This window comes from Rhodococcus sp. MEB032, assembly GCF_030208925.1.
Classification (GTDB): Bacteria; Actinomycetota; Actinomycetes; order Mycobacteriales; family Mycobacteriaceae; genus Rhodococcus_F; species Rhodococcus_F qingshengii.
The window spans coordinates 211,026-230,263 of sequence record NZ_JARVSY010000016.1 but is presented as its reverse complement, the minus strand read 5'-3'; the positions used below and the strand labels follow the sequence as shown (position 1 = coordinate 230,263).

19 protein-coding genes are annotated in these 19,238 nt (G+C 62.5%); 5 read left to right on the top strand and 14 right to left on the bottom strand.

Going from position 1 to position 19,238, the window contains the following annotated elements; genetic code table 11:
* Positions 1 to 26 precede the first annotated feature (26 nt).
* On the top strand, positions 27 to 1,886 hold the full coding sequence (locus QRN54_RS18865) for a DUF4012 domain-containing protein (RefSeq protein WP_285182793.1): 1,860 nt from the start codon (positions 27 to 29) through the stop codon (positions 1,884 to 1,886).
* A gap of 182 nt (positions 1,887 to 2,068) precedes the next feature.
* Entirely contained in the window at positions 2,069 to 3,100 is a 1,032-nt protein-coding gene (locus QRN54_RS18860; protein WP_042449574.1) for an iron-siderophore ABC transporter substrate-binding protein, read from the top strand.
* Between the two features lie 36 nt (positions 3,101 to 3,136).
* Here the strand turns inward: QRN54_RS18860 and QRN54_RS18855 are convergent, their stop codons facing one another.
* The 6 genes from QRN54_RS18855 to QRN54_RS18830 form a co-directional block, all read right to left on the bottom strand.
* Positions 3,137 to 3,640 (bottom strand): GbsR/MarR family transcriptional regulator, encoded by a 504-nt coding sequence (locus QRN54_RS18855; RefSeq protein WP_003942377.1) that lies wholly within the window; start codon positions 3,638 to 3,640, stop codon positions 3,137 to 3,139.
* A gap of 61 nt (positions 3,641 to 3,701) precedes the next feature.
* On the bottom strand, positions 3,702 to 4,958 hold the full coding sequence (locus QRN54_RS18850) for a hypothetical protein (protein ID WP_285182792.1): 1,257 nt from the start codon (positions 4,956 to 4,958) through the stop codon (positions 3,702 to 3,704).
* 34 nt (positions 4,959 to 4,992) lie between these two features.
* Positions 4,993 to 6,984 (bottom strand): glycosyltransferase family 39 protein, encoded by a 1,992-nt coding sequence (locus tag QRN54_RS18845; RefSeq protein ID WP_285182791.1) that lies wholly within the window; start codon positions 6,982 to 6,984, stop codon positions 4,993 to 4,995.
* Between the two features lie 93 nt (positions 6,985 to 7,077).
* Positions 7,078 to 7,590, bottom strand: a complete 513-nt coding sequence (locus QRN54_RS18840) for a GNAT family N-acetyltransferase (protein WP_285182790.1) — start codon at positions 7,588 to 7,590, stop codon at positions 7,078 to 7,080.
* A gap of 123 nt (positions 7,591 to 7,713) precedes the next feature.
* Positions 7,714 to 9,024 carry an HNH endonuclease signature motif containing protein gene (locus QRN54_RS18835; RefSeq protein ID WP_285182789.1) on the bottom strand — a complete coding sequence of 437 codons (1,311 nt, stop codon included), beginning with the start codon at positions 9,022 to 9,024 and terminating at the stop codon, positions 7,714 to 7,716.
* 48 nt (positions 9,025 to 9,072) lie between these two features.
* Entirely contained in the window at positions 9,073 to 9,966 is an 894-nt protein-coding gene (locus QRN54_RS18830) for a dihydrodipicolinate synthase family protein (protein ID WP_285182788.1), read from the bottom strand.
* A gap of 71 nt (positions 9,967 to 10,037) precedes the next feature.
* Between QRN54_RS18830 and QRN54_RS18825 the strand changes: the two genes are divergently transcribed.
* Positions 10,038 to 10,946: a LysR substrate-binding domain-containing protein gene (locus QRN54_RS18825; RefSeq protein ID WP_058226964.1), complete on the top strand. Its 909-nt coding sequence runs from the start codon at positions 10,038 to 10,040 to the stop codon at positions 10,944 to 10,946.
* 6 nt (positions 10,947 to 10,952) lie between these two features.
* Here QRN54_RS18825 and nadC read toward each other — a convergent pair whose 3' ends face one another.
* The 3 genes from nadC to nadA are packed head-to-tail and all read right to left on the bottom strand — an operon-like array spanning position 10,953 to position 14,430.
* Positions 10,953 to 11,825, bottom strand: coding sequence for a carboxylating nicotinate-nucleotide diphosphorylase (gene nadC / locus QRN54_RS18820; protein ID WP_285182787.1), 873 nt, complete (start codon positions 11,823 to 11,825; stop codon positions 10,953 to 10,955).
* Positions 11,825 to 13,396: an L-aspartate oxidase gene (locus QRN54_RS18815; protein ID WP_003941771.1), complete on the bottom strand. Its 1,572-nt coding sequence runs from the start codon at positions 13,394 to 13,396 to the stop codon at positions 11,825 to 11,827. The genes nadC and QRN54_RS18815 overlap by 1 nt, the downstream gene beginning before the upstream one ends.
* The gene (gene nadA, locus QRN54_RS18810; RefSeq protein ID WP_003941702.1) at positions 13,393 to 14,430 is read right to left on the bottom strand and encodes a quinolinate synthase NadA; all 1,038 of its coding nucleotides are present in this window, start codon (positions 14,428 to 14,430) and stop codon (positions 13,393 to 13,395) included. The genes QRN54_RS18815 and nadA overlap by 4 nt, the downstream gene beginning before the upstream one ends.
* Before the next feature lie 102 nt (positions 14,431 to 14,532).
* On the opposite strand from nadA, the gene QRN54_RS18805 reads away from it, so the two are divergent.
* The gene (locus QRN54_RS18805; protein WP_285182786.1) at positions 14,533 to 15,261 is read left to right on the top strand and encodes an NUDIX hydrolase; all 729 of its coding nucleotides are present in this window, start codon (positions 14,533 to 14,535) and stop codon (positions 15,259 to 15,261) included.
* A gap of 14 nt (positions 15,262 to 15,275) precedes the next feature.
* Here the strand turns inward: QRN54_RS18805 and QRN54_RS18800 are convergent, their stop codons facing one another.
* Both QRN54_RS18800 and QRN54_RS18795 read right to left on the bottom strand, forming a co-directional pair.
* Positions 15,276 to 15,608, bottom strand: a complete 333-nt coding sequence (locus tag QRN54_RS18800) for a Rossmann-fold NAD(P)-binding domain-containing protein (protein WP_064689179.1) — start codon at positions 15,606 to 15,608, stop codon at positions 15,276 to 15,278.
* Positions 15,609 to 15,717: 109 nt separating this feature from the next.
* Positions 15,718 to 16,320, bottom strand: a complete 603-nt coding sequence (locus QRN54_RS18795; RefSeq protein WP_285182785.1) for a TetR/AcrR family transcriptional regulator — start codon at positions 16,318 to 16,320, stop codon at positions 15,718 to 15,720.
* Positions 16,321 to 16,403: 83 nt separating this feature from the next.
* Here QRN54_RS18795 and QRN54_RS18790 point away from each other — a divergent pair, with 83 nt between their 5' ends.
* Positions 16,404 to 17,234 (top strand): SDR family NAD(P)-dependent oxidoreductase, encoded by an 831-nt coding sequence (locus QRN54_RS18790; protein WP_285182784.1) that lies wholly within the window; start codon positions 16,404 to 16,406, stop codon positions 17,232 to 17,234.
* A gap of 11 nt (positions 17,235 to 17,245) precedes the next feature.
* On the opposite strand, the gene QRN54_RS18785 is transcribed toward QRN54_RS18790, so the two are convergent.
* From QRN54_RS18785 to bioB, 3 genes are read right to left on the bottom strand one after another with little or no spacing between them, the layout of a single operon-like run.
* On the bottom strand, positions 17,246 to 17,836 hold the full coding sequence (locus tag QRN54_RS18785; protein WP_285182783.1) for a DUF2567 domain-containing protein: 591 nt from the start codon (positions 17,834 to 17,836) through the stop codon (positions 17,246 to 17,248).
* Positions 17,837 to 17,847: 11 nt separating this feature from the next.
* Positions 17,848 to 18,072: a biotin synthase auxiliary protein BsaP gene (gene bsaP / locus QRN54_RS18780; protein WP_285182782.1), complete on the bottom strand. Its 225-nt coding sequence runs from the start codon at positions 18,070 to 18,072 to the stop codon at positions 17,848 to 17,850.
* Positions 18,069 to 19,082, bottom strand: a complete 1,014-nt coding sequence (bioB, locus tag QRN54_RS18775; RefSeq protein ID WP_024487821.1) for a biotin synthase BioB — start codon at positions 19,080 to 19,082, stop codon at positions 18,069 to 18,071. Before bioB ends, bsaP begins: the two co-directional genes overlap by 4 nt.
* Between the last annotated feature and the right edge of the window lie 156 nt (positions 19,083 to 19,238).

The window sequence follows — 19,238 nt, the reverse complement described above, 5'->3', positions numbered from 1 at the left end:
CACTCAAACGTCAGGAGCTTCAGCGGATGAACAACGACACGGTGGGACCAAAGTCCGACGACGATTCCGGGGCTGAACCGATCGGCTCCAACACCATCCCACCGAGGGGCCCGGAGCGCGAAACCAAGGGGGCGGCCGCTTTTCTCCGAAGCCGTAGAACGGCAGTCGCGATCACCGCAACGACGCTGGTAGTGGGCGGTTTCGTGGCATGGCTCGGGTACACGGCATACGAGGCGAAAGACAACCTGGAGGCGGCTCGCGACCACGCACAGTCGGCGAAGAGCGCTCTCCTGGCCGGAGATACGGGAGTCGCAGAGTCTGCCGCGGCGGAAGCCGATCGCGAAGCATCGGCCGCATACGACAACACCCATTCACTCCCCTGGAACATCACCGCCGCAATTCCCGTCATCGGGTCGCCGTTCGAGTCGACGCGCCAGATGACCGAGGTCGTTCAGGGGCTTACGCGTGACGTTCTCGGCCCTGCCGTGACTACCGGAACTTCACTCGCACCAACGGAATTGGTGCAGCCCGGTGGGCGCTTGGCACTCGCACCGTTACGCGAAGCGGAACCGAAACTGGCCGAAACAGCTATCGCCGCGGAATTGCTGTCGTCGCAGGCACAGGAAGTTCCCGAATCGAAGTACCTGGGCCGAGTTAACGATGCCAGAGCAGAATTACAGTCGCAGACAAGCGAACTGGCTACCCTCCTGACGAACACCGCCTCCGCGGCGCGCATCGCACCGGCGATGCTCGGCACCGACGGACCGCGCAACTACTTCATCGGTTTCCAGACCAATGCGGAAGCGCGAGGAACCGGCGGCCTGTTGGGTGGATACGGCATCGTCCGAGTCGACAACGGCGCCGGTCGGGTGGACACACTCTCCCCCAACTCCGAACTAACACTGGACAATCAACCGATAGACCTTGGTCCTGACTTCAACCAGCTGTACGGAAACAGTCGACCGACCACCGATTTTCGCAACAGCAACCTCAGCTCGCACTTTCCGTACGCAGCGCAGATCTGGCAGTCCCTGTGGTCACAGGAGTCCGGGGGTGAGCTGGTCGACGGCGCGATAGCGACCGATCCGATAGCACTGAGTTACCTCCTCGCGGCGGTGGGACCAGTAGAGATGCCGGACGGAGAGTCGGTCACCGCCGACAACGTCGTTGAGTTGACCGAGTCGACCGCGTACGCACGCTTTCCCTCCGACAACAAGGCACGAAAGCAGTATCTGCAGACAATCGCGGCCCGTGTCGTGGCGAAGATGACCGGGAACATCAAGTCGTCGAGCGCATTACTGGAGGCTCTGGGCAGAGGTGTCAGCGAGGGCAGAATCGCAGTGTGGAGCTCTCACCCCGACGAACAATCGGTTCTTGCCGACACCGTCCTCGGGCACACCATTCCCGATGATGCGGCTCCGTATGCCGGTGTGGTGATCAACAACCAAGCCGGCAACAAGCTCGACTACTACCTCACACGAGAAATCGACTACACAGCCCAGACGTGCACCGGCGACACCCGAAAGACAACGGTCACCGTTCGACTGACCAACAACGCGCCCGACGCCGACCTGACCGAATATGTCAGCGGGATCGTCGACAACCCCGGACGACTGCCCAATGGCACCAATGTGGCTGCAGTCACTCTGCTTGCGACAGCCGGCGCCAAACTCGATGCCGTCTCCGTGGGTGGACAGATTTCGTTTGCCGTCAACGGAACCGAACAGGGTCACCCGGCCTACATGACCAGGGCCGTCATTCCGCGAGGCCAGACGGTTGAGCTGAAGTTCGATCTGACCGAGCCCACAGCCGAGGGCGAAGCTCGCGTACCGGTCCAGCCGCTGGTCGACGACCCGAAGATTACCGTCGACGTGCCTACCTGCTGAGCTTGACCGGCAAACGTCGACGAGGCCCCTGGCATGTCGCCGTTTGTCGGGCTCGTGAACTTTCAGCAGATTTGAAACTTTGGTGAAGGCTAGCCTATGCTTCCTGACGCGCCTGGAACCGGCCGTCGGCTGCGATCCGTCGGAGTCTCACTCCTCGGCGCATCGACAACGGAAGGTTCCCCATGCGATACGCCCGTGTGCGCTCACTTCGCCGAACTGTGGCGCTGAGTGGATTGGTCATTGCTGCCCTGGTAATCGGCGGATGCAGTAACAACGACACCGCAACCGAATCGAGCAGCAGCGACTTCGAAACCGTCACCATCGAAAGTGCGCTCGGAAACGCCGTCATCACCGAAAAGCCCGAGCGAATCGTGACTCTCGGCATGGGGTCGGCGGAGACCGTAATCGCGCTCGGCACGATCCCGGTCGGCGTCGAAAAGTACGCATGGGGCAGCGACGACACCGGGTATCTGCCGTGGGTGCACGAAGCGGTCACGAAGCAAGGTGGCGAACTGCCAGAGCAGTTCACCGGCGGAACCGATCTCAACATCGAGGCGATCATCGCTCTCGAACCCGACCTGATCCTCGCCCCCTGGTCCGGCATCACTCAGCAGCAGTTCGACTCACTCAACGCGTTCGCGCCGACCGTCGCCTACGCCGAGAGCCCCTGGACCATCACGTGGGAAGACCAGATCAGCGTCATCGGCAAAGCCATGGGCGAATCCGAGAAGGCGACAGCCGAAATCGACAAGATCAAGTCGCAGTTCGCGGAATCGACTGCAGCACATCCGAACTACGCCGACGTCAGCTTCTCCTTCATCTACAACACGGGCCCAGGAACCCTCGGCGTCTTTTTCGCCGAAGAGCAGCGTGTGGCCATGGTCCGCGCACTTGGCCTGCAGGTGGATCCCGTCGTCTACACCTTGACGGAATCTGAAGGAACAGACTCGGCCGTCATCGGCCTCGAGAACGCAAACCTCCTCGACAAGTCCGACCTGCTCTTCACCTTCTACTCGGACCCGGCCAATCGGGCCGAGATCGAAGCGCAGCCCGCTTACCAGGCAATCCCCGCTGTGGCTCGGGGAACTGTCATCGCTCCGACCGAACAGCCCTTCGTCACCGGTTCCTCGATGATCAACCCTCTGACCGTGCCCTGGTCGCTCGAGCGCTACGTGCCGATGATCGACGAGGCAATCGCGAAGCTGAACAAGTGATGTAGATCAGCATCGTGCGATCGAGAAACCCGCGTCCTATTCGGACGCGGGTTTCTTGCCGTCGCGTTCAGCTTTGAATCGCATCCACTCACTGCTCAGCATGCGATTGTCGATGATCCACCCCATGTAATCGCGCATGTTGAGCACACGAATGTACGCGGGACCGTTGGGATTTGCGTACTGCAGGGCCTCGGTCGCAAGCTTGCGTTGATTCTCGAGATACACGTGCTCTGTTTCGAGGAATCCGCCCCACACGTCGGAATCCATGACGTAGTAGTGAGTCCGATCCCGAGGCTTGCGCGTGAGCTTGACGAACCCCCGGTCGATCAACCGACGAATGTAGGTGGACACCGATCCGCGACTTGCTCCGAGTGCCTGCGCCAACTCTTCGGCGCTGACCCCTGGCGACTCGCTGATCAACAGATAGCCCGCAATACGTCCTTCGATGCGGGCTCCACCGCCGGACTGCCAGTACACGGAGAACTGATCGATAAACCACGTGGAGAAGTCGTCACCGCGAGCAGGGCTGGCATCGCCCATTCGTTGAGCCTCCGACGTCTCTGGGTACGAACAATTCGCCACTATTGTGCCAGCACCACCGTCACCGAGCCGAAATCACCAGCCCTGGAGTGGTTGCGATGAACTCGAGCTGTTCGATTGTCAAAGGCGACGCCGATGTGGAGCCCGCCGATGTCACGAACTGGGTCACCACTACTGTTTCGCCGGAGGGGTGAACAACCCGGACCGTGTCATCGCCCGAGCCATCGGGATCGACCAGGCGAGTCACGGTGGTGGAGCCTGGCAACGTCAGTGTCTCACCCGGTTCCGGCACAGCGGTACCAACTGATATTTCGACATCGCTGCTGCCGTCCGCTGTTGAGGCGACGATCCGCTCGCACACTCCTCCCTGTCCGTAATCATCCGGAACCAACGAACCGAGCGGGCGCTCCAAAGTGACGCCTGCCGCGCCGAGATCCTTCCAACGTGCATCGAGCAACTGATTCAGTCGGTCGATATCCATGCGCGACGCAGGTGGACCGGCATTCACAGAATCGGTGTAGCAGGATGCCTTCGGCGGCGGCGTCGAGTCTGGAACCGGCGCAGTCACCGCAAGCCCCGGCGCGGTCGCTAACGCGATCAGTTCGTCCATCGTCAAGAGCGGGGAAGCATCCGACGAAGTTCCGGTCGACGTGTCGACGCTGGCAACAACCCGGGATCCATCACCGAGATACGCGACGACTCCGCGCTCGCCCCCGACTTCCGAACCGTCTTTGTCTTCGAAATCGGCTCTGTCCTCGAAATCGGCGATGTCGAGCACTGTTCCGTTTTCGAGATGCTCCCGCCGATCCACCAGACCCTCCAAGCACGGCGGCACCGGCTGATCCCATGCACGCACCTGAACCGAGATATCCGCAGTCCGCCCGACGCGAGTCAAGGTTCCCTTCGCCGACGTAGAACCGCTGAACTCGATCGGGTCGACCCCGTCAGGAAACGAAGCCCCCCGGTAATTCTGGATCGGCGCAAACTCGAGCGATTGCGACGGACTCGCAAATACAACCTCCACATCGGAAGGCAGCGATTCGAGTAGTGCATCGCTCATGGCGGTGGCCTTCGGACCCGAGAACCACGGATAGTCCGGGTCGCCATAACCGGGCTCACCGGCAAAACCGTAGTTGAATCGCACCGGCGGACCCGGCGATGCCACCGAATCGCATCCGGGAATCGACGCGCCCGTGTCCTCGTTCGTCACCGCCGCGACAACAGTTCCCAAGGCGACGATCGAGACGATCACCAACCCGTCGCGCCAGGTCCATTGCTCGCGGCGACGGTTCGACTCGTGTGCGGTGCGCCCAGACATTTCTCGATCATTGCCTACGGCAACAACTACGTCACTATCCGACATACCCAGTGAGGTCGTAAACCGTGGAATTTCCCACGGTCGTCGATGCGAAATTGGCTTCGACCCATTCCTGGATGGCACTCGACGTGCTGTCCCCGCTTTGGCCCTCTCTCTGGCTTCCGCCCTGGCTACCCGCAATGTAGTAGTGAATTTTTCCGTCTGCCACGTACTGGATGAATTGATCCAATGTCGGTGCGGGATCGGAACTCCAACCGCCGATCGCCATCACCGCGGTATTGCTGGCCAACTCGTAGGTCGCTGCGCTTTGCGAGCCGTTGGTCGCGGCCGACCACGTGGTGCCCGCATTGACCAGCATTGCCGTCAACTCGGAAGCACTTTCGCTGCCGCTACTCAGTTCTTGCCCGTTCGACGCCGGATTTACAGTCGCGTCAGAAGAATTCGGCGGAGCGTCACCGTTTTGCAGCTCTGGGCCCCCACCCATACCTCCTCCCCCGCCCATTCCGGAATCGGACACGGCGCCGGTTGGTCCGGCTGTCGGAATGGATCCGCCGTGCGCGGCTGCGGCAGTGGCAATCGCGTAAGACGCCGAACCTGCTATCCCTGCCAACGAGCCGATGATCAATCCAGCAACAGCAAGCCTTCGGAATCGATCCTTGGCTCCCACGAGAACCAGGATCGCGCCGACGACAGTGCCCGCCAACAGAATCCACTTCAGCATCGGCAGCCAGTCGGCATTGCGGTGCAACAACACCCAACTCCAGATTCCTGCGGCCAGCATCGTCGCAGCCAAGCCGCAACGTCCGATCCAACGGGCACGGACCAACCACAGAGCGTATCCACCGGTCCCGATCATCCCCGCGACGGCGGGCGCCAGCGCAACTGTGTAATAGGGGTGGATCGTGCCGGACATGTAGCTGAAGATCAGGCCGGTAACGAGAAACCAGCCACCCCAAAGGATCAACGACGCACGGACAAGATCTGTGCGCGGTTCGCGCCCACAGGCGAGTAAGCCGAACACCAACGCAATCAAAGCCGCAGGAATAAGCCAGGAAATCTGGATACCCATCTCGCTGCCGAACAGCCGTTCGAGTCCGGCACTTCCCCCGAAGCTCGAACCTGCACTGCCACCGGCCATTCCGCCACCGCCACCGGTGCTCCCGAAAAGTCGACCCAATCCGTTGTATCCCAGTACCAAGTCCATGACGCTGTTGTTGGTCGATCCGCCGATGTACGGGCGAGAATCAGCGGGCCACAGCCACACTGCCAACACCCACCACCCAGCCGATATGACAACGGACGCAGCACCGATCACCAGGTGGACCAGGCGAGTCCGCAAGCGCACCTGTCCGGCGATCAAATACGCGGCACCGAATGCAGGCAACACCATCAGCCCTTGCAGCATCTTGGTGAGAAAGGCAAACCCCAGCGCTACTCCTGCGAGCGCCACCCACATCGCGGCTCGACGACCGATCGCCGTGCCCATAGCCCGAATCACGAAGTAGCCCGCAAGAGTCATGAGCAGAACCAACAGTGCATCAGGATTGTCGAACTTGAACATCAGGGCGGCAGCGGGCGTAGCTGCCAAAACAGCTCCCGCCACCAAACCCGCAGCGGGCGACGCCACTCGTTTGACGGCCGCGTATACGAGCGCTACTGATCCGACGCCCATCAATGCCTGCGGAACTAGAAGACTGGCACTCGAGAATCCGAAGATTCGTCCGGACACACCCATGACCCACAATGAAGCGGGCGGCTTGTCGACAGTGATGAAATTCGAGGTATCGAGGGAACCGAAGAACCACGCTTTCCAATTCTGGGAGCCGGCCTGCGCCGCTGCAGCGTAGAAGGTGTTGGCGTAGCCACTCGCGGTCAGATTCCACAAATACAGGACTGCCGTTGCTGCCAACAGGATCGTCAGCGCCAATCCTGTACTGCGCGTGCGGAACCACGACGGCGAGGGCTCCGCGCGATGGGCAGTTGGTGCCGGCCGCTGACGCGGGGCCGGATGCAGAACGGCGGTCATCAGGAAGTCCCTTCACGAGTTACTGTCCTGCCAACGATCGCGTCTCCAACCCTGGCGGCACTGGGAGCCGCCTGGAAAGTTGCTGTGAATGGATCAGGTCAGGGAGCGCTCGAACAGCACGACGCTGAACCAACCGTTGTCGGCATCGTCTCCGAAGTCACGACGCCCTACCTCGGCGAAACCCGCGTCTCGGTAATAGCGGCGCAACCGCACGTTGGTTTCTACACAATCGAGCCGCAGGTACTGCGCGTTCTCGTCCGCGGACCGTCGATGGGCCCAGACGAGTAAGCGTTCGCCCAACGAGGTGCCCGAGAATTCTCGATCGATAACCAATCCGTGCACGTAGCCGGCAGGATCGTTCGAATTGGGCCAGACCACGGGGTCTGACCAGATCAACCGCAGGGCACCGACACTCCTCGACTGTTCCCGGTCTCGCGCAACAAAGAACTCCCCTCTCGAAATCTGCTCCCCGACCTGCTCGACAGACACTTCACGCGGGCGCCACTGGATGATTCCGCGTTCTGCCAACCAGTCTTCTGCCGCGTGCCGCAGCGCCAGAATCTCCGGCCCATCGGTCTCGACCGCTTGCACAACGTCGACAACCATATGACCTCCCCCATATCTGCAGCCGTTCACAACAACACGGCCTCCAGGCCCCAACCCGGGTGTATCTCCGAGTTGAAGCCTATCGGCGTGAAGTTGTGCGCCTGAACGGGTGTCACCACTCAGTCAGGTTTTGAAGGTGGTGTTCGCCGGCCGCGGTTGCTGGCCGGGGTCGATCGAGGGTGGTGGGATGAACCAGGGTTTGTTGTCGGCGCCGATGCGGATTTTCCATTTCCCGACGAACCCGGATTTGCGGTGCATCAGTCGGTGGTGCGAACGGCACAGCAGGACCAGGTTGTTCATCACCGTCGGGCCGCCGTTGGCCCAGTGCCGGATATGGTGCGCATCCGTCCAGGCCGGTACACATGTGCAGCCCGGGAACGCGCAGCCTTTGTCCCGGGCGATCAACGCCACTCGCTGTTCGGCGGTGACCAATCGTTTTCCTGGTTGCGCATCCAACGGCGCGCCGTGATCGTCGAGCAGGACGGTGGAGAGGAAACAATCACAGCCGAGGAGTCTGGTCTGCGACACGGACAGTGGTCCGAGCCAGGGCATGTGCCCGACATCAAGATCGGCCAGGTCCAGATAGTCGTCATCACCCGAATCCGAAGACTGTGCGGCACAATCCCGATGCTCCGCCAGATCCCGAGCATTGATGTGCACGTTCACATGCGGACGCTGACCACCATCCGTACCGGTCTTCGCGCAGTCCAGATACCGGCGGATCAGTTCGGTGAACCCGTCCGCCGTGCGTTTCGCCGCCGACCGAGAATCGGGAGTCCCGTCCGGTGCCGGGGTCGGCATCGTCAGACTCGACAACGCCGACAACAGCATTTCCCCGGTCAGGGCGTCGAAATCACCGCGCACCACCACTCGACCATTGAGCGTCGACGCGATCCGCAACTCGTTCCGGTCGACATCCTCGGCGGGTGGAATCTCATCCGATTCGAACAACCGCTCCAACGTCGCGATCACGTTCCGCACCTTCGTCGTCGTCGCCTCCACACCCGACGCAGCAGCCAACAACAAATCGATGCACTTCGGTAATGCCTCCTCCGGCATCCCCTTCGGTGGTGACTCGCAGAACGCCACGATCAACACCGCATGCTCGAACGAACAGTCCCCGCAATCGAACCGAGCCGCCACCGCCGGAAACGGCCGCAAAGCCGCACCCAACGCGGCGATCTTCTTCCCGTCCCGAACCTGCAGCATCGTATTCGCCGCCAACCACGCACCCACCCCGCGGCTGGCAATCACCTGATCATCCGGGCGCGTCGACAACTCGTCCACCACCGCCACTCGAACGGCTTCCAGGCGCAGAATCTCCGCACTCGCTTCGACAGCAGCAGCGCGCAACTCGGCAGCAGTCAACTGCCACAGACGTCCGCGTAACCCCACCGCAGAACCAGACACCACGTCCGACAACAAGACGCTCATTGAATCCCCCGATCCCCTCCCCACACAATACTCGAACATGCGTTCGAGTCAAGAGTGGTAGACCTCGAGCGCCCGCGCTACCGATTCGTCACCCGCAGGTAGCAACGGCAGTCGCACATGGGGAGTCGGAATCTGTCCCAACGCATGCAATACGCCCTTGATCACAGTCGGGTTCGGTTCGGAAAACAGAGCTCCGGACAGCTTCGACAAACTCCGCCCGAGGTCACGGGCGCCGTCCACATCGCTACTGTCCCAAGCTTTTACCAAGCGGACGAACTCAGCGGTCCACACATGAGCGGACGCCAAGATGCCACCGGCCGCACCCAAGGCCAGAAGAGGCGCGAGAAATAGATCATCCCCCGCCAGTACGGCGAAGTCGCCTGGAAGATCCGCGAAGAGTTCGACGGCAGCTGCGTCGATACCGCCCGCGGCATACTTCACACCAACAACCCCGGGCAAAGTACCCACCTCCTGCAAAGTGCCGCTGTCCAGATCGCACGCAGTCCGGTACGGCACGTGATAGACGATCAGCGGCACTGGGCTCGACGACTGCAGATGCGCGAAATGCGCCACCACACCGGCTTTCGACGGCCTCGTGAAGGAGGGAACCGGCACCAACGCCGCCGAGACCTCAGGCCACCGAGCCAGCCTCCCGAGCGCCTGCGCACTGCCCGCCGTGTCGTTACTGCCCGCGCCGACGATCAACGTCGCACCTCTCGCACGGCACACATTCGCACAGATATCCAGAACGGTCACTCTCTCCTGTTCGGTGAGTGTTGCGGCTTCCGCTGTAGTCCCCAGCGCAACGAGTCCGACCGCACCCTCGGAGAGGACCTGGTGCGCAAGCTGTTCGAGTGCATCGGTTGCAATACGACCGTCGCTCTCGAAGGGCGTGATCAGTGGAACATGGATTCCGGCCAGGTCAACTCGAGTCGTAGTCATAGAACTCAGCCTCACCGAACAAACCTTGTAGGTCTAGTTCACATTTCCATCGTCGAGCGTAAGCTGAGCTGATGCTCGATGTTCGCCGACTGAAGCTCTTGCGCGAACTAGCGCTGCGCGGAACCATCGTTGCCGTTGCCGAGGCGCTGTCGTTCAGTCCCTCCGCGGTGTCGCAGCAGTTGGCCGTCCTCGAACGTGAAGCCGGCGTGCCGCTGCTGGAACGAACAGGCCGTCGCGTCCGACTCACACCCGCCGGTGAGAACCTCGCACGTCATGCCGAAGCCATCCTGCAACGCCTGGAGCAGGCGTCAGGTGAATTGGTCGACGCACGTCGTGGACTGGCGGGGCCGCTGCGCATCGGAACGTTCCCGACCGCGGCACGGGCGATCCTCCCGGCGGCATTGATCGCCCTGTCTCGCGAGCATCCCGGGTTGGAACCGATGGTTTCGGAGATCGACCCGGCGGACGTCGCCGACGACCTACGAGCTGGGACTCTGGACTTGGCGTTGATTCACGACTACGACTTCGTCCCTCGCCCCACCGAACCGGGCCTGACGACATTGCCGCTCTGCAGCGAAGCCGTGTACCTCGCATCGAGTGACATCGAGTCAGATCCCCACGACGCTGTCGCATCGCTGACCGACTGCGTAGAACGTCCCTGGATTACCGCAATTCCCGGAACTGCTTGTCATGCAATGACTATTCGCGCATGCCGGGCAGCTGGATTCACCCCGAAAGTGCGACACCACATCGACGAGTTCGCCACCGTTCTCGCCCTCGTCGCTGCGGGACAGGGTGTTTCGCTGGTTCCTGAACTCGGAGCAATCCATCCGCCGCTAGGTGTGCGCCTGACGCCGATGCCCATTCGACGAAGGACGAAGATTGCACACCGAGCGGGCTCCGACGCTCACCCGGCGGTCGCAACCGTGACAAACGCGCTTCGCTCGGCCGTCCCACAACTGCTGGACGCCGAGCAATAGCGGCATCTACATGTCGAGCCCGAGGTCGAGGACCGTCACCGAGTGCGTCAAGGCACCGACAGCGAGGTAGTCGACGCCGGTTCGGGCGTACTCTGCGGCAACGTCGATGGTGAGACCACCGGATGACTCGAGTTTGGTTTCTGGAGCAACAGCGTCTCGGCGCTGGACCGCGATCTGCGTCTGCCACAGCGGGAAGTTGTCCAGCAGAACAAGTTCCACGTTCTCCGCCAGCACCTGATCGAGCTGAGTGAGGTTGTCGACCTCAACTTCGCACTCGATGTCCGGGGCGAGCTCACGGACCGCACGAAGTGCTGCGACCACCGAACCGGCAGCAGCAACATGGTTGTCCTTGATCAACGCCGCGTCGCCCAATCCCATACGGTGGTTGACGCCTCCGCCCACGTGGACTGCATATTTCTGCAGAGAACGCAGTCCGGGCAGCGTCTTTCGGCTGTCCCGCACTTTGGCATGAGTGCCGGCAATGGCGTCGACCCACTGTGATGTCGCCGTGGCGATTCCCGAGAGATGGCAGACGAGGTTGAGCATCGTGCGCTCTGCCGTGAGAAGTCCGCGGGTGGGCGCGACAACGGTGAGCACCGATTGACCTGACGCAACCCGAGTTCCGTCGGCCACCCGATCAACGACCTCGTAGTTACCCGCGCCGATCACCTCGTCGAGAACAAGCAGTCCGACGTCGATGCCGGCGACAGTACCCGAGGAGCGTGAGACGACCGACGCCTTCGCGACCGCATCGGCGGGAACCGTTGCGGTAGAAGTGATGTCGGGTCCATAGCGCAGATCCTCGTCCAGAGCGAGCCTGACCAATGTGAGCAGCTCGTCACGGTCGAGCGGCGCGGGCAGGATCTTCTGCTCGGTCATCAATGAACTCCTGTCAACAACATGTCGGGTATTTCGAGCGCTCCATCGGCACCCATCTTGATCCGAGTGCTGCGACGCTGATTCGGATCTGTTTCAGGATAGTCGGTGCGGGTATGGCAGCCACGGCTCTCGGTTCGCGCCACGGCCACGTCGACCAATGCAGTCGCGGTCAACGTGAGCGCCGCGTCTTCGAGGTCCGGAGCAGCCACCGCCACTGTCTGTTCGGCGTCGGCAAGCGCGGCTCGCGCAATCTGGAGACCGCCTCCGTCGCGAACCACCGACGCGTGTGCCGTCATGACGGACTGCACGGTCTCTCGCGGCAGGATCGGCATCGGCTTGCGCACCACGTTGACCACTTCGGCATGAACCTCGCGACGCTCGGCAGCTGCGATTCCTGCACGCTCCCCGACTACCAAACCCTCGAGAAGGCTGTTGGACGCAAGACGATTCGCGCCGTGCAATCCCGTGCGAGCCACTTCGCCTGCTGCGTAGAGACCAGGCACTCCCGTTCGTCCATGGACGTCGGTGGCGACTCCGCCGCACGAATAGTGCGCGGCCGGGGCGACCGGAATTAATTGGGTGCGTGGATCGATGCCCGCTTCGAGGCAGGACGCCGTGATGGTCGGGAATCTCGAATCGAAACCGTCGAGCTTGCGAGCGTCGAGATAGACGTGATCAGTGCCGAGATCGCGTAGGCGTGCTGCGATTGCCCTCGAGACCACGTCACGCGGGGCGAGATCACCCAGCGGATGAACACCTGCGGTGACCGAATCACCGTTGGTGTCGACAAGAATCGCGCCCTCGCCGCGGACCGCCTCACTGATCAGGGGTCGGCGGCCTACCCCGCCCGGAGTGAAGAGCACCGTCGGATGGAACTGAACGAACTCCAGGTCCGCAATCGCCGCACCGGCTTCGAGTGCCAACGCGATTCCGTCGGCAGTCGCTCCGGGCGGATTTGTGCTGCAGGCATACAGCTGACCGAGTCCGCCGGTAGCGAGCAGCACCGCGGGCGCATGGATCACTCCGAGGCCTTCCGGCGAGGAGACGATGAGTCCGCACACCCCACGCCGGTTGGTCACCACCTGGACTGCCGCTGCACCGAACAGAACGGGGAGCCCGGCAGCATTGAGAGCCCGCTGCACTTCCGCGCCAGTGGCGTCGCCGCCGGCATGGATGATCCGACGCGTGCTGTGCCCACCCTCGCGGGTGCGCGACACCTCGCCGTCTCGCCCGCGATCGAAGACCGCTCCCAACGCGGCCAGCGCAGCAACAGCGTCGTGACCAGCTTCGACGATGGAATAGACGGCTTCCTCGTCGCACAAACCGACGCCGGCCTCACACGTATCCGAAACGTGCGACTCGACGGAATCCGTATTCAGATCGTCGACGACCGCGATGCCGCCCTGCGCGTACTGAGTCGCGGTGTCCGTCGGACCGCCCTTGCTGACCGTGAGTACTTTCAGTCCCCGCAGGGAAGCGGTGCGCGCAGCGGTGAGGCCCGCGACACCGCCTCCCACGACGACCAGGTCGGCATGAGCCTCCCAGGCGAAACGCCCGGCAGGGCTGGTCACTCGCCGCCGCCCGGATTACCGATCTCGATCATGCGCTGCACCGACTTCTGTGCACGCTTGGCCATCTCGAGATCGACGTGGACCTCGTCCTTGCCCTCGAGAAGGCAGCGAAGCAACGCGGCAGGCGTGATCATCTTCATGTACGGGCACGACGCGCGGTCGTTGACGGCCTGGAAATCGACGTCGGGCGCTGCCTTGCGCAACTGGTGCAGCATCCCGATCTCGGTCGCGACCAGAACCTGCTTGCTCTTGGTGACGCGGGCCGCGTCGAGCATTCCGCCGGTGGAGAGAATCTTGACCTTGTCCGCGGGGACCGCGCCTTCACCGGCTAGGTACAGAGCCGAAGTAGCGCAACCACATTCAGGGTGCACGAACAGCTCGGCGTCCGGGTGCGACTTGGACTTGGCCGTCAGCTCGTCACCGTTGATGCCGGCGTGCACGTGGCACTCACCAGCCCAGATCTGCATGTTGGTACGGCCCGTCACGCGCTTGACGTGAGCTCCCAGGAACTGGTCCGGCAGGAACAGAACCTCGCGGTCGGGATCGATCGAGTTGACCACGTCGACGGCATTGGACGAGGTGCAGCAGATGTCGGTGAGACCCTTCACCTCTGCGGTTGTGTTCACGTACGACACCACCAGCGCGTTCGGGTTGTCGGCCTTCCACTCACGAAGCTGCTCGGCATTGATCGAGTCGGCCAGAGAGCAGCCGGCTCGCTCGTCCGGGATCAGCACGGTCTTGGACGGCGACAGGATCTTCGCGGTCTCGGCCATGAAGTGCACACCGCAGAAGACAATCGTGTCCTCGGGCGCCTCGGCAGCGATTCGTGACAGCGCCAGGGAGTCACCGACATGATCGGCGACGTCCTGAATCGCAGGCAGCTGGTAGTTGTGCGCAAGAATCGTCGCGCCGCGTTCGCGAGCCAGACGTTTGATCTCAGCGGCCCACTCGGGGGTCGCTTCGACTCCGTTGTATCCGCCGGGGCCGTCGTGAATCTGCGAGGCCGATCCCTCCCACAACGTCGTGGTCGTCATGGCGTTCTCCTTCACCGTGAACCCGGGCTCGTCACCCAGTTCAAATCCGGACGGGCTGGCCCGGATTTCCGTATTCGAGGTTTTCGACTTAGGATCGAAAACGTGCCCAATAGTAACACCACCCACGAAGTGCTTGCAGCGGTGTTCCAAGTTCGCACCTTCCCCGCAAGCATCGCCGCAGGTGACGGCGATCACTGCCCGCAAGGGCGTGAAGAGTTGGCCGTGCTGCTGTGGCAGCGTGCACTCAACCCACAGAAGGGCACGTGGTCCCTGCCCGGGGGCACTTTGCGCGACGACGAGGACCTGACGACCTCCGCTCGACGACTCCTCGCCGAGAAGGTCGACCTACGAAAGGTCGCCCACCTCGAACAGCTCTCCGTCTTCAGTGATCCACAGCGCGTGCCGGGTCCGCGCCGCATCGCGTCGACCTTCCTCGGACTCGTTCCCCTCAGCGCCGACCCACAACTGCCACCGGACACGGCCTGGCACCCCGTTTCGAAGTTGCCGGAGATGTCGTTCGACCACGGAACCGTCGTACGGCACGCACGCAATCGACTCGCCGCGAAACTCTCGTACACCAACATCGCATTCGGGCTGGCCCCGGAAGAGTTCGCGATGTCGACGCTGCGCGAAATCTACTGCGCTGCCCTCGGTTACCAGGTCGATGCCACCAACTTGCAACGCGTGCTGGGGCGTCGAGGCGTTCTGACTCCCACCGGCAACACCGCACCGTCCGGCAAGTCGGGTGGACGTCCACCCGCCCTGTACCGTTTCACCGACTCCACCTTGCGGGTCACCGACGAATTCCCCGCACTACGGCCGCCAAGCTGACACCGATCGCACTGTCAGGCAACAGCTTCGAGACTTCCGCGCTGCAACCACACCGAGGTCACGGCGCCGGCCGGATCGATGACCCGGTTGATTACACCGAACCGAGTAGTCACCCGATCGAGAATCCGATCGGCCTGCCAACGATCCGTCGGATCGGCGACAATCGCAAAGAAGCGATGGGCAGGTTTTCCCGCCATGACGCGAACCAATTCGGTGACCGTCCGCGCCGTGACTGCCACGCTCCAACCAGCGTCGAGAAACTCGGCGGCCGTGCGCGCACCGTGCTCGAATCCGATGTCCGTGACAAGTACAACTCCCCTGTTGGGGGCGATCTCTGAATCACTCATTGCCGAACCTCCACTCGGAATCAAACTTCTTGACTCCTATGTAAGTCCGCAATCTTGTGCTTCCCTTGTGCTGGTTCTGTGAGAACTCTGGGGAATTGCGCGCCCCACCTCAGACAGCCCTGGAAAGGCCCGCCCAGAAGACCGTCGAGGCCGCGTTCACCACCTCGCCCACCGGCACGTCGCCCAACATTCCGCCCGCAGCAAGCGTCGCGACGCCGTGGAACGTCGCAAAGGCAACCAGCGCAATACTTTCCGGATCACCGGCGGCAATGTCACCTGCGGCCTGAGCTTCCGAAACGAGCCGGACGGTCAGGTCCATCGTCGCGTGCCACGCGTTGACGACAGTTTCGGCGGCGCCCGGCGCATGCTTGTTGCTGTACATCAGAGAGAGCAGGCCCGGATGCTCCAGCGCAAAATCCACGTAGACATTGGCGAGCGAGGAGAACCGGGCCCTCGCGGTCGGTGGAGCATCCGCGACTGCCCGCTCGAGCTCACCGGTCATCCGATGGAATCCACTTTGGGCCAAGGCATCGAGCAAAGCCTGGCGATCACGAAAGTGCTTGCCCGGAGCCGCGTGGCTCACGCCCGCCTCACGCGCGAGTTGCCTCAGCGACAACTTGTCGACGCCATCTCGTTCGAGTGTTGCTTCGGCCGACGCCAGGAGTTCCTGTCGCAGGCTGCCGTGATGATACGGCTGTTCGTGGGCGGGCATGGTGGCACCATATCAAAATGTTGTCATTGACAACTATGGTGTCAGTGCCTACATTTGGGATCACCCGAACCGAAGGAGCCACCATGGCCATCGACGTAGCCGGAACCACCATCCTCATCACCGGAGCCAGCGCTGGGCTCGGAGTGGAATTCGCTCATCGCTTTGCCGCTCGCGGCGCAAACCTGGTTCTGGTCGCCAGGCGGGCCGACCGCCTCGAGGCACTCGCCACCGAACTCCGTGGCGCCCACGGCATCATCGTGACAGTCCTGCCCGCCGACCTGGCCGCACCCGGCGTCGGTGCATCGCTGCACCAGGAGCTGACAAACCGTGGCATCACCGTCGACTCGCTGATCAACAACGCCGGATTCGGAACACACGGGGCATTCGTGGACGAAGATCTCGAGCGCGTCACGTCCGAGATTCAGCTCAACATCGCCACGCTGGTCGAGCTGACACACACATTCCTGCCCGACCTTCTCACCGGCCGCGGAGCACTGGTCAACATCGCCAGCACAGCGTCGTTCCAGCCGACACCGGGCATGGCCGTCTACGGCGCGTCCAAGGCGTTCGTACTCAACTTCACCGAAGCACTCTGGGCCGAAGCTCGCGGCAGCGGATTGACTGTATTGGCGGTGTGCCCCGGTCCGACGCGCACCGAGTTCTTCGACGTAGTCGGCTCCGAAGACGCGGCGGTCGGGCGAATGCAGACGGCAACTCAGGTGGTGGACACCGCTTTCCGAGCACTGGATCGACGCTACGCGCCGCCGACCGTCGTATCGGGACTGCCGAACTGGGTGTCCTCGATCAGCACTCGCTTCGCAACCCGCCGGTTGGGCGCGCTGATTTCCGGGCGACTGTTGGGTGACGTGCGAATGAAAGCCGAAACCAAGCGCTCGTCGACCTCGCCGGCCTAGCGACGCAACAGTTACGGAAGTTTCGGCTGGCTCTCGACTTCGGTCTGTTCGGTGTCGGTGGCCGGATCCCCAGATTCCGGATCCCCGGATTCCGGGTGGTCCCCCACCCCGAGGTCGTCGTACGGATTGAGCACTGCAAGAACCAATGTCACGACGCACGCCGCGAGCGGCTGAAACAGAAGCACGAGCAAAGTTCCGACGTTCGGGGCCCGCGCAATGATCTCCCCGACCGCCGGATTGTCGGCCGTGGGGAAACGCAGTTTTGTCACGCCCGAACCCACGAGTGCCATCAGTCCGGTACCTGCCACTGAACCGACTATCAACCCGCCCAGGGCATAAGGACCTCGACTCAGGCGTGCCAACCAGGCCGCCACCGCCGACAGCACACCGACGATCAGTGCCAGCCAGATGAACACGGCGCTCGCGTCGAACTGATGAAGGCTCTCACCCGTCAACGCGACGCCGCGCCCCTCGGACACCACCAACAGGTGCTCGGCCGGAGCCAAGAACGCCCACAGCACACCGACGAGCACGCTCACGCCCGCAATGGTTGCGGCGATCACGATCGCGGTGCGCAGACGAATCTGCCGAAGAGAGATCACACAGAGTGACGCTACCTGCGGGCGACGTCGATCGAGTCGACGACACCGTGTCGGGAGCATTTCGCCCACCATCCGTCAGGGCTGACCTGAACGATCATGCGGCGCCCGCACGGCTCGCAGAAGCGAGGAGGCTCGAGCCCCATCGACGCCGCAGTCGGCGTCGGATCGTCGACGCCGTCGACGATCCGACGCCCGGTGAACGGGTTGTACCGCTCCTCGGTCACCGGAGTGCTCACAGAGTGTCGTTCAGTGCTTTGATCGGCATCTGCAGATCCACCAACAAATCCAGATCCTTCTCGGCGGGACGTCCGAGGGTCGTCAGATAGTTGCCGACGATCACGGCGTTGATTCCGCCGAGGATGCCCTGCTTGGCACCCAGGTCGCCGAGAGTGATCTCGCGTCCACCTGCGAAGCGCAAGATCGTGCGAGGCAGCGCGAGACGGAAAGCGGCCACGGACTTGAGCGCCTCGCTGGCGGGCAGCACGTCCAGATCACCGAACGGCGTACCCGGACGCGGGTTGAGGAAGTTGAGCGGGACCTCGTCCGGCTCCAGTTCAGCCAGGTTGGCCGCGAATTCTGCGCGCTGCTCCAGCGATTCACCCATGCCGAGGATTCCGCCGCAGCACACTTCCATGCCTGCTTCACGAACCATCCGAAGCGTGTTCCACCGCTCTTCCCACGAGTGCGTGGTCACGACGTTCGGGAAATGCGACTTCGAAGTTTCCAAGTTGTGGTTGTACCGGTGCACACCCATGGCGGCCAGTTGGTCGACCTGCTCCTGGGTGAGCATGCCGAGCGAGCAGGCGATCTGGATGTCGACCTCGTTGCGGATCGCCTCGATGCCTGCGGCAACCTGAGCGAGCAACCGGGCGTCGGGTCCGCGGACGGCGGCCACGATGCAGAACTCGGTAGCGCCCGACTTCGCAGTCTGCTTGGCAGCTTCCACCAAGCTCGGGATGTCCAACCACGCCGCGCGAACCGGCGACTGGAAGAGTCCGGACTGCGAGCAGAAATGGCAGTCCTCAGGGCAGCCGCCCGTCTTCAGGCTGATGATGCCCTCGACCTCGACCTCCGGTCCACACCACTTCATACGCACATCGTGGGCGAGAGCCAGCAGGTCTTCGAGCCTGTCGTCGTCGAGTCGGAGTACGTCGAGCACCTGGCTTTCGGTCAGGCCAACTCCTCTTTCGAGAACTTGCTCGCGCGCCTGGTCGAGGATGTCGACCGTCGCAGGGGCCGTGCTAATCGGGGGCGGGGTCACAGACGTCTCCTTCGAAACCAACAAAATTGAACACCGTACAAGTTGAACGGTGTTCACGTTAGAGACGTGGTGGAATACTGTCAAAGGCGGGTCCGATCGACATCCGATCGACATCCGATTGCGAGCGGTCCACAGCGGGAC

Coding starts and splice junctions, on each gene's coding strand:
- QRN54_RS18800 (WP_064689179.1), bottom strand. CDS start 15,608: ATGAGTGATTCAGAGATCGCCCCCAACAGGGGAGTTGTACTTGTCACG.
- QRN54_RS18855 (WP_003942377.1), bottom strand. CDS start 3,640: ATGGGCGATGCCAGCCCTGCTCGCGGTGACGACTTCTCCACGTGGTTT.
- QRN54_RS18790 (WP_285182784.1), top strand. CDS start 16,404: ATGGCCATCGACGTAGCCGGAACCACCATCCTCATCACCGGAGCCAGC.
- QRN54_RS18845 (WP_285182791.1), bottom strand. CDS start 6,984: ATGACCGCCGTTCTGCATCCGGCCCCGCGTCAGCGGCCGGCACCAACT.
- QRN54_RS18795 (WP_285182785.1), bottom strand. CDS start 16,320: ATGCCCGCCCACGAACAGCCGTATCATCACGGCAGCCTGCGACAGGAA.
- QRN54_RS18860 (WP_042449574.1), top strand. CDS start 2,069: ATGCGATACGCCCGTGTGCGCTCACTTCGCCGAACTGTGGCGCTGAGT.
- nadA (WP_003941702.1), bottom strand. CDS start 14,430: ATGACGACCACGACGTTGTGGGAGGGATCGGCCTCGCAGATTCACGAC.
- QRN54_RS18865 (WP_285182793.1), top strand. CDS start 27: ATGAACAACGACACGGTGGGACCAAAGTCCGACGACGATTCCGGGGCT.
- nadC (WP_285182787.1), bottom strand. CDS start 11,825: ATGACCGAGCAGAAGATCCTGCCCGCGCCGCTCGACCGTGACGAGCTG.
- QRN54_RS18835 (WP_285182789.1), bottom strand. CDS start 9,024: ATGAGCGTCTTGTTGTCGGACGTGGTGTCTGGTTCTGCGGTGGGGTTA.
- QRN54_RS18840 (WP_285182790.1), bottom strand. CDS start 7,590: ATGGTTGTCGACGTTGTGCAAGCGGTCGAGACCGATGGGCCGGAGATT.
- QRN54_RS18825 (WP_058226964.1), top strand. CDS start 10,038: ATGCTCGATGTTCGCCGACTGAAGCTCTTGCGCGAACTAGCGCTGCGC.
- QRN54_RS18830 (WP_285182788.1), bottom strand. CDS start 9,966: ATGACTACGACTCGAGTTGACCTGGCCGGAATCCATGTTCCACTGATC.
- QRN54_RS18850 (WP_285182792.1), bottom strand. CDS start 4,958: ATGTCTGGGCGCACCGCACACGAGTCGAACCGTCGCCGCGAGCAATGG.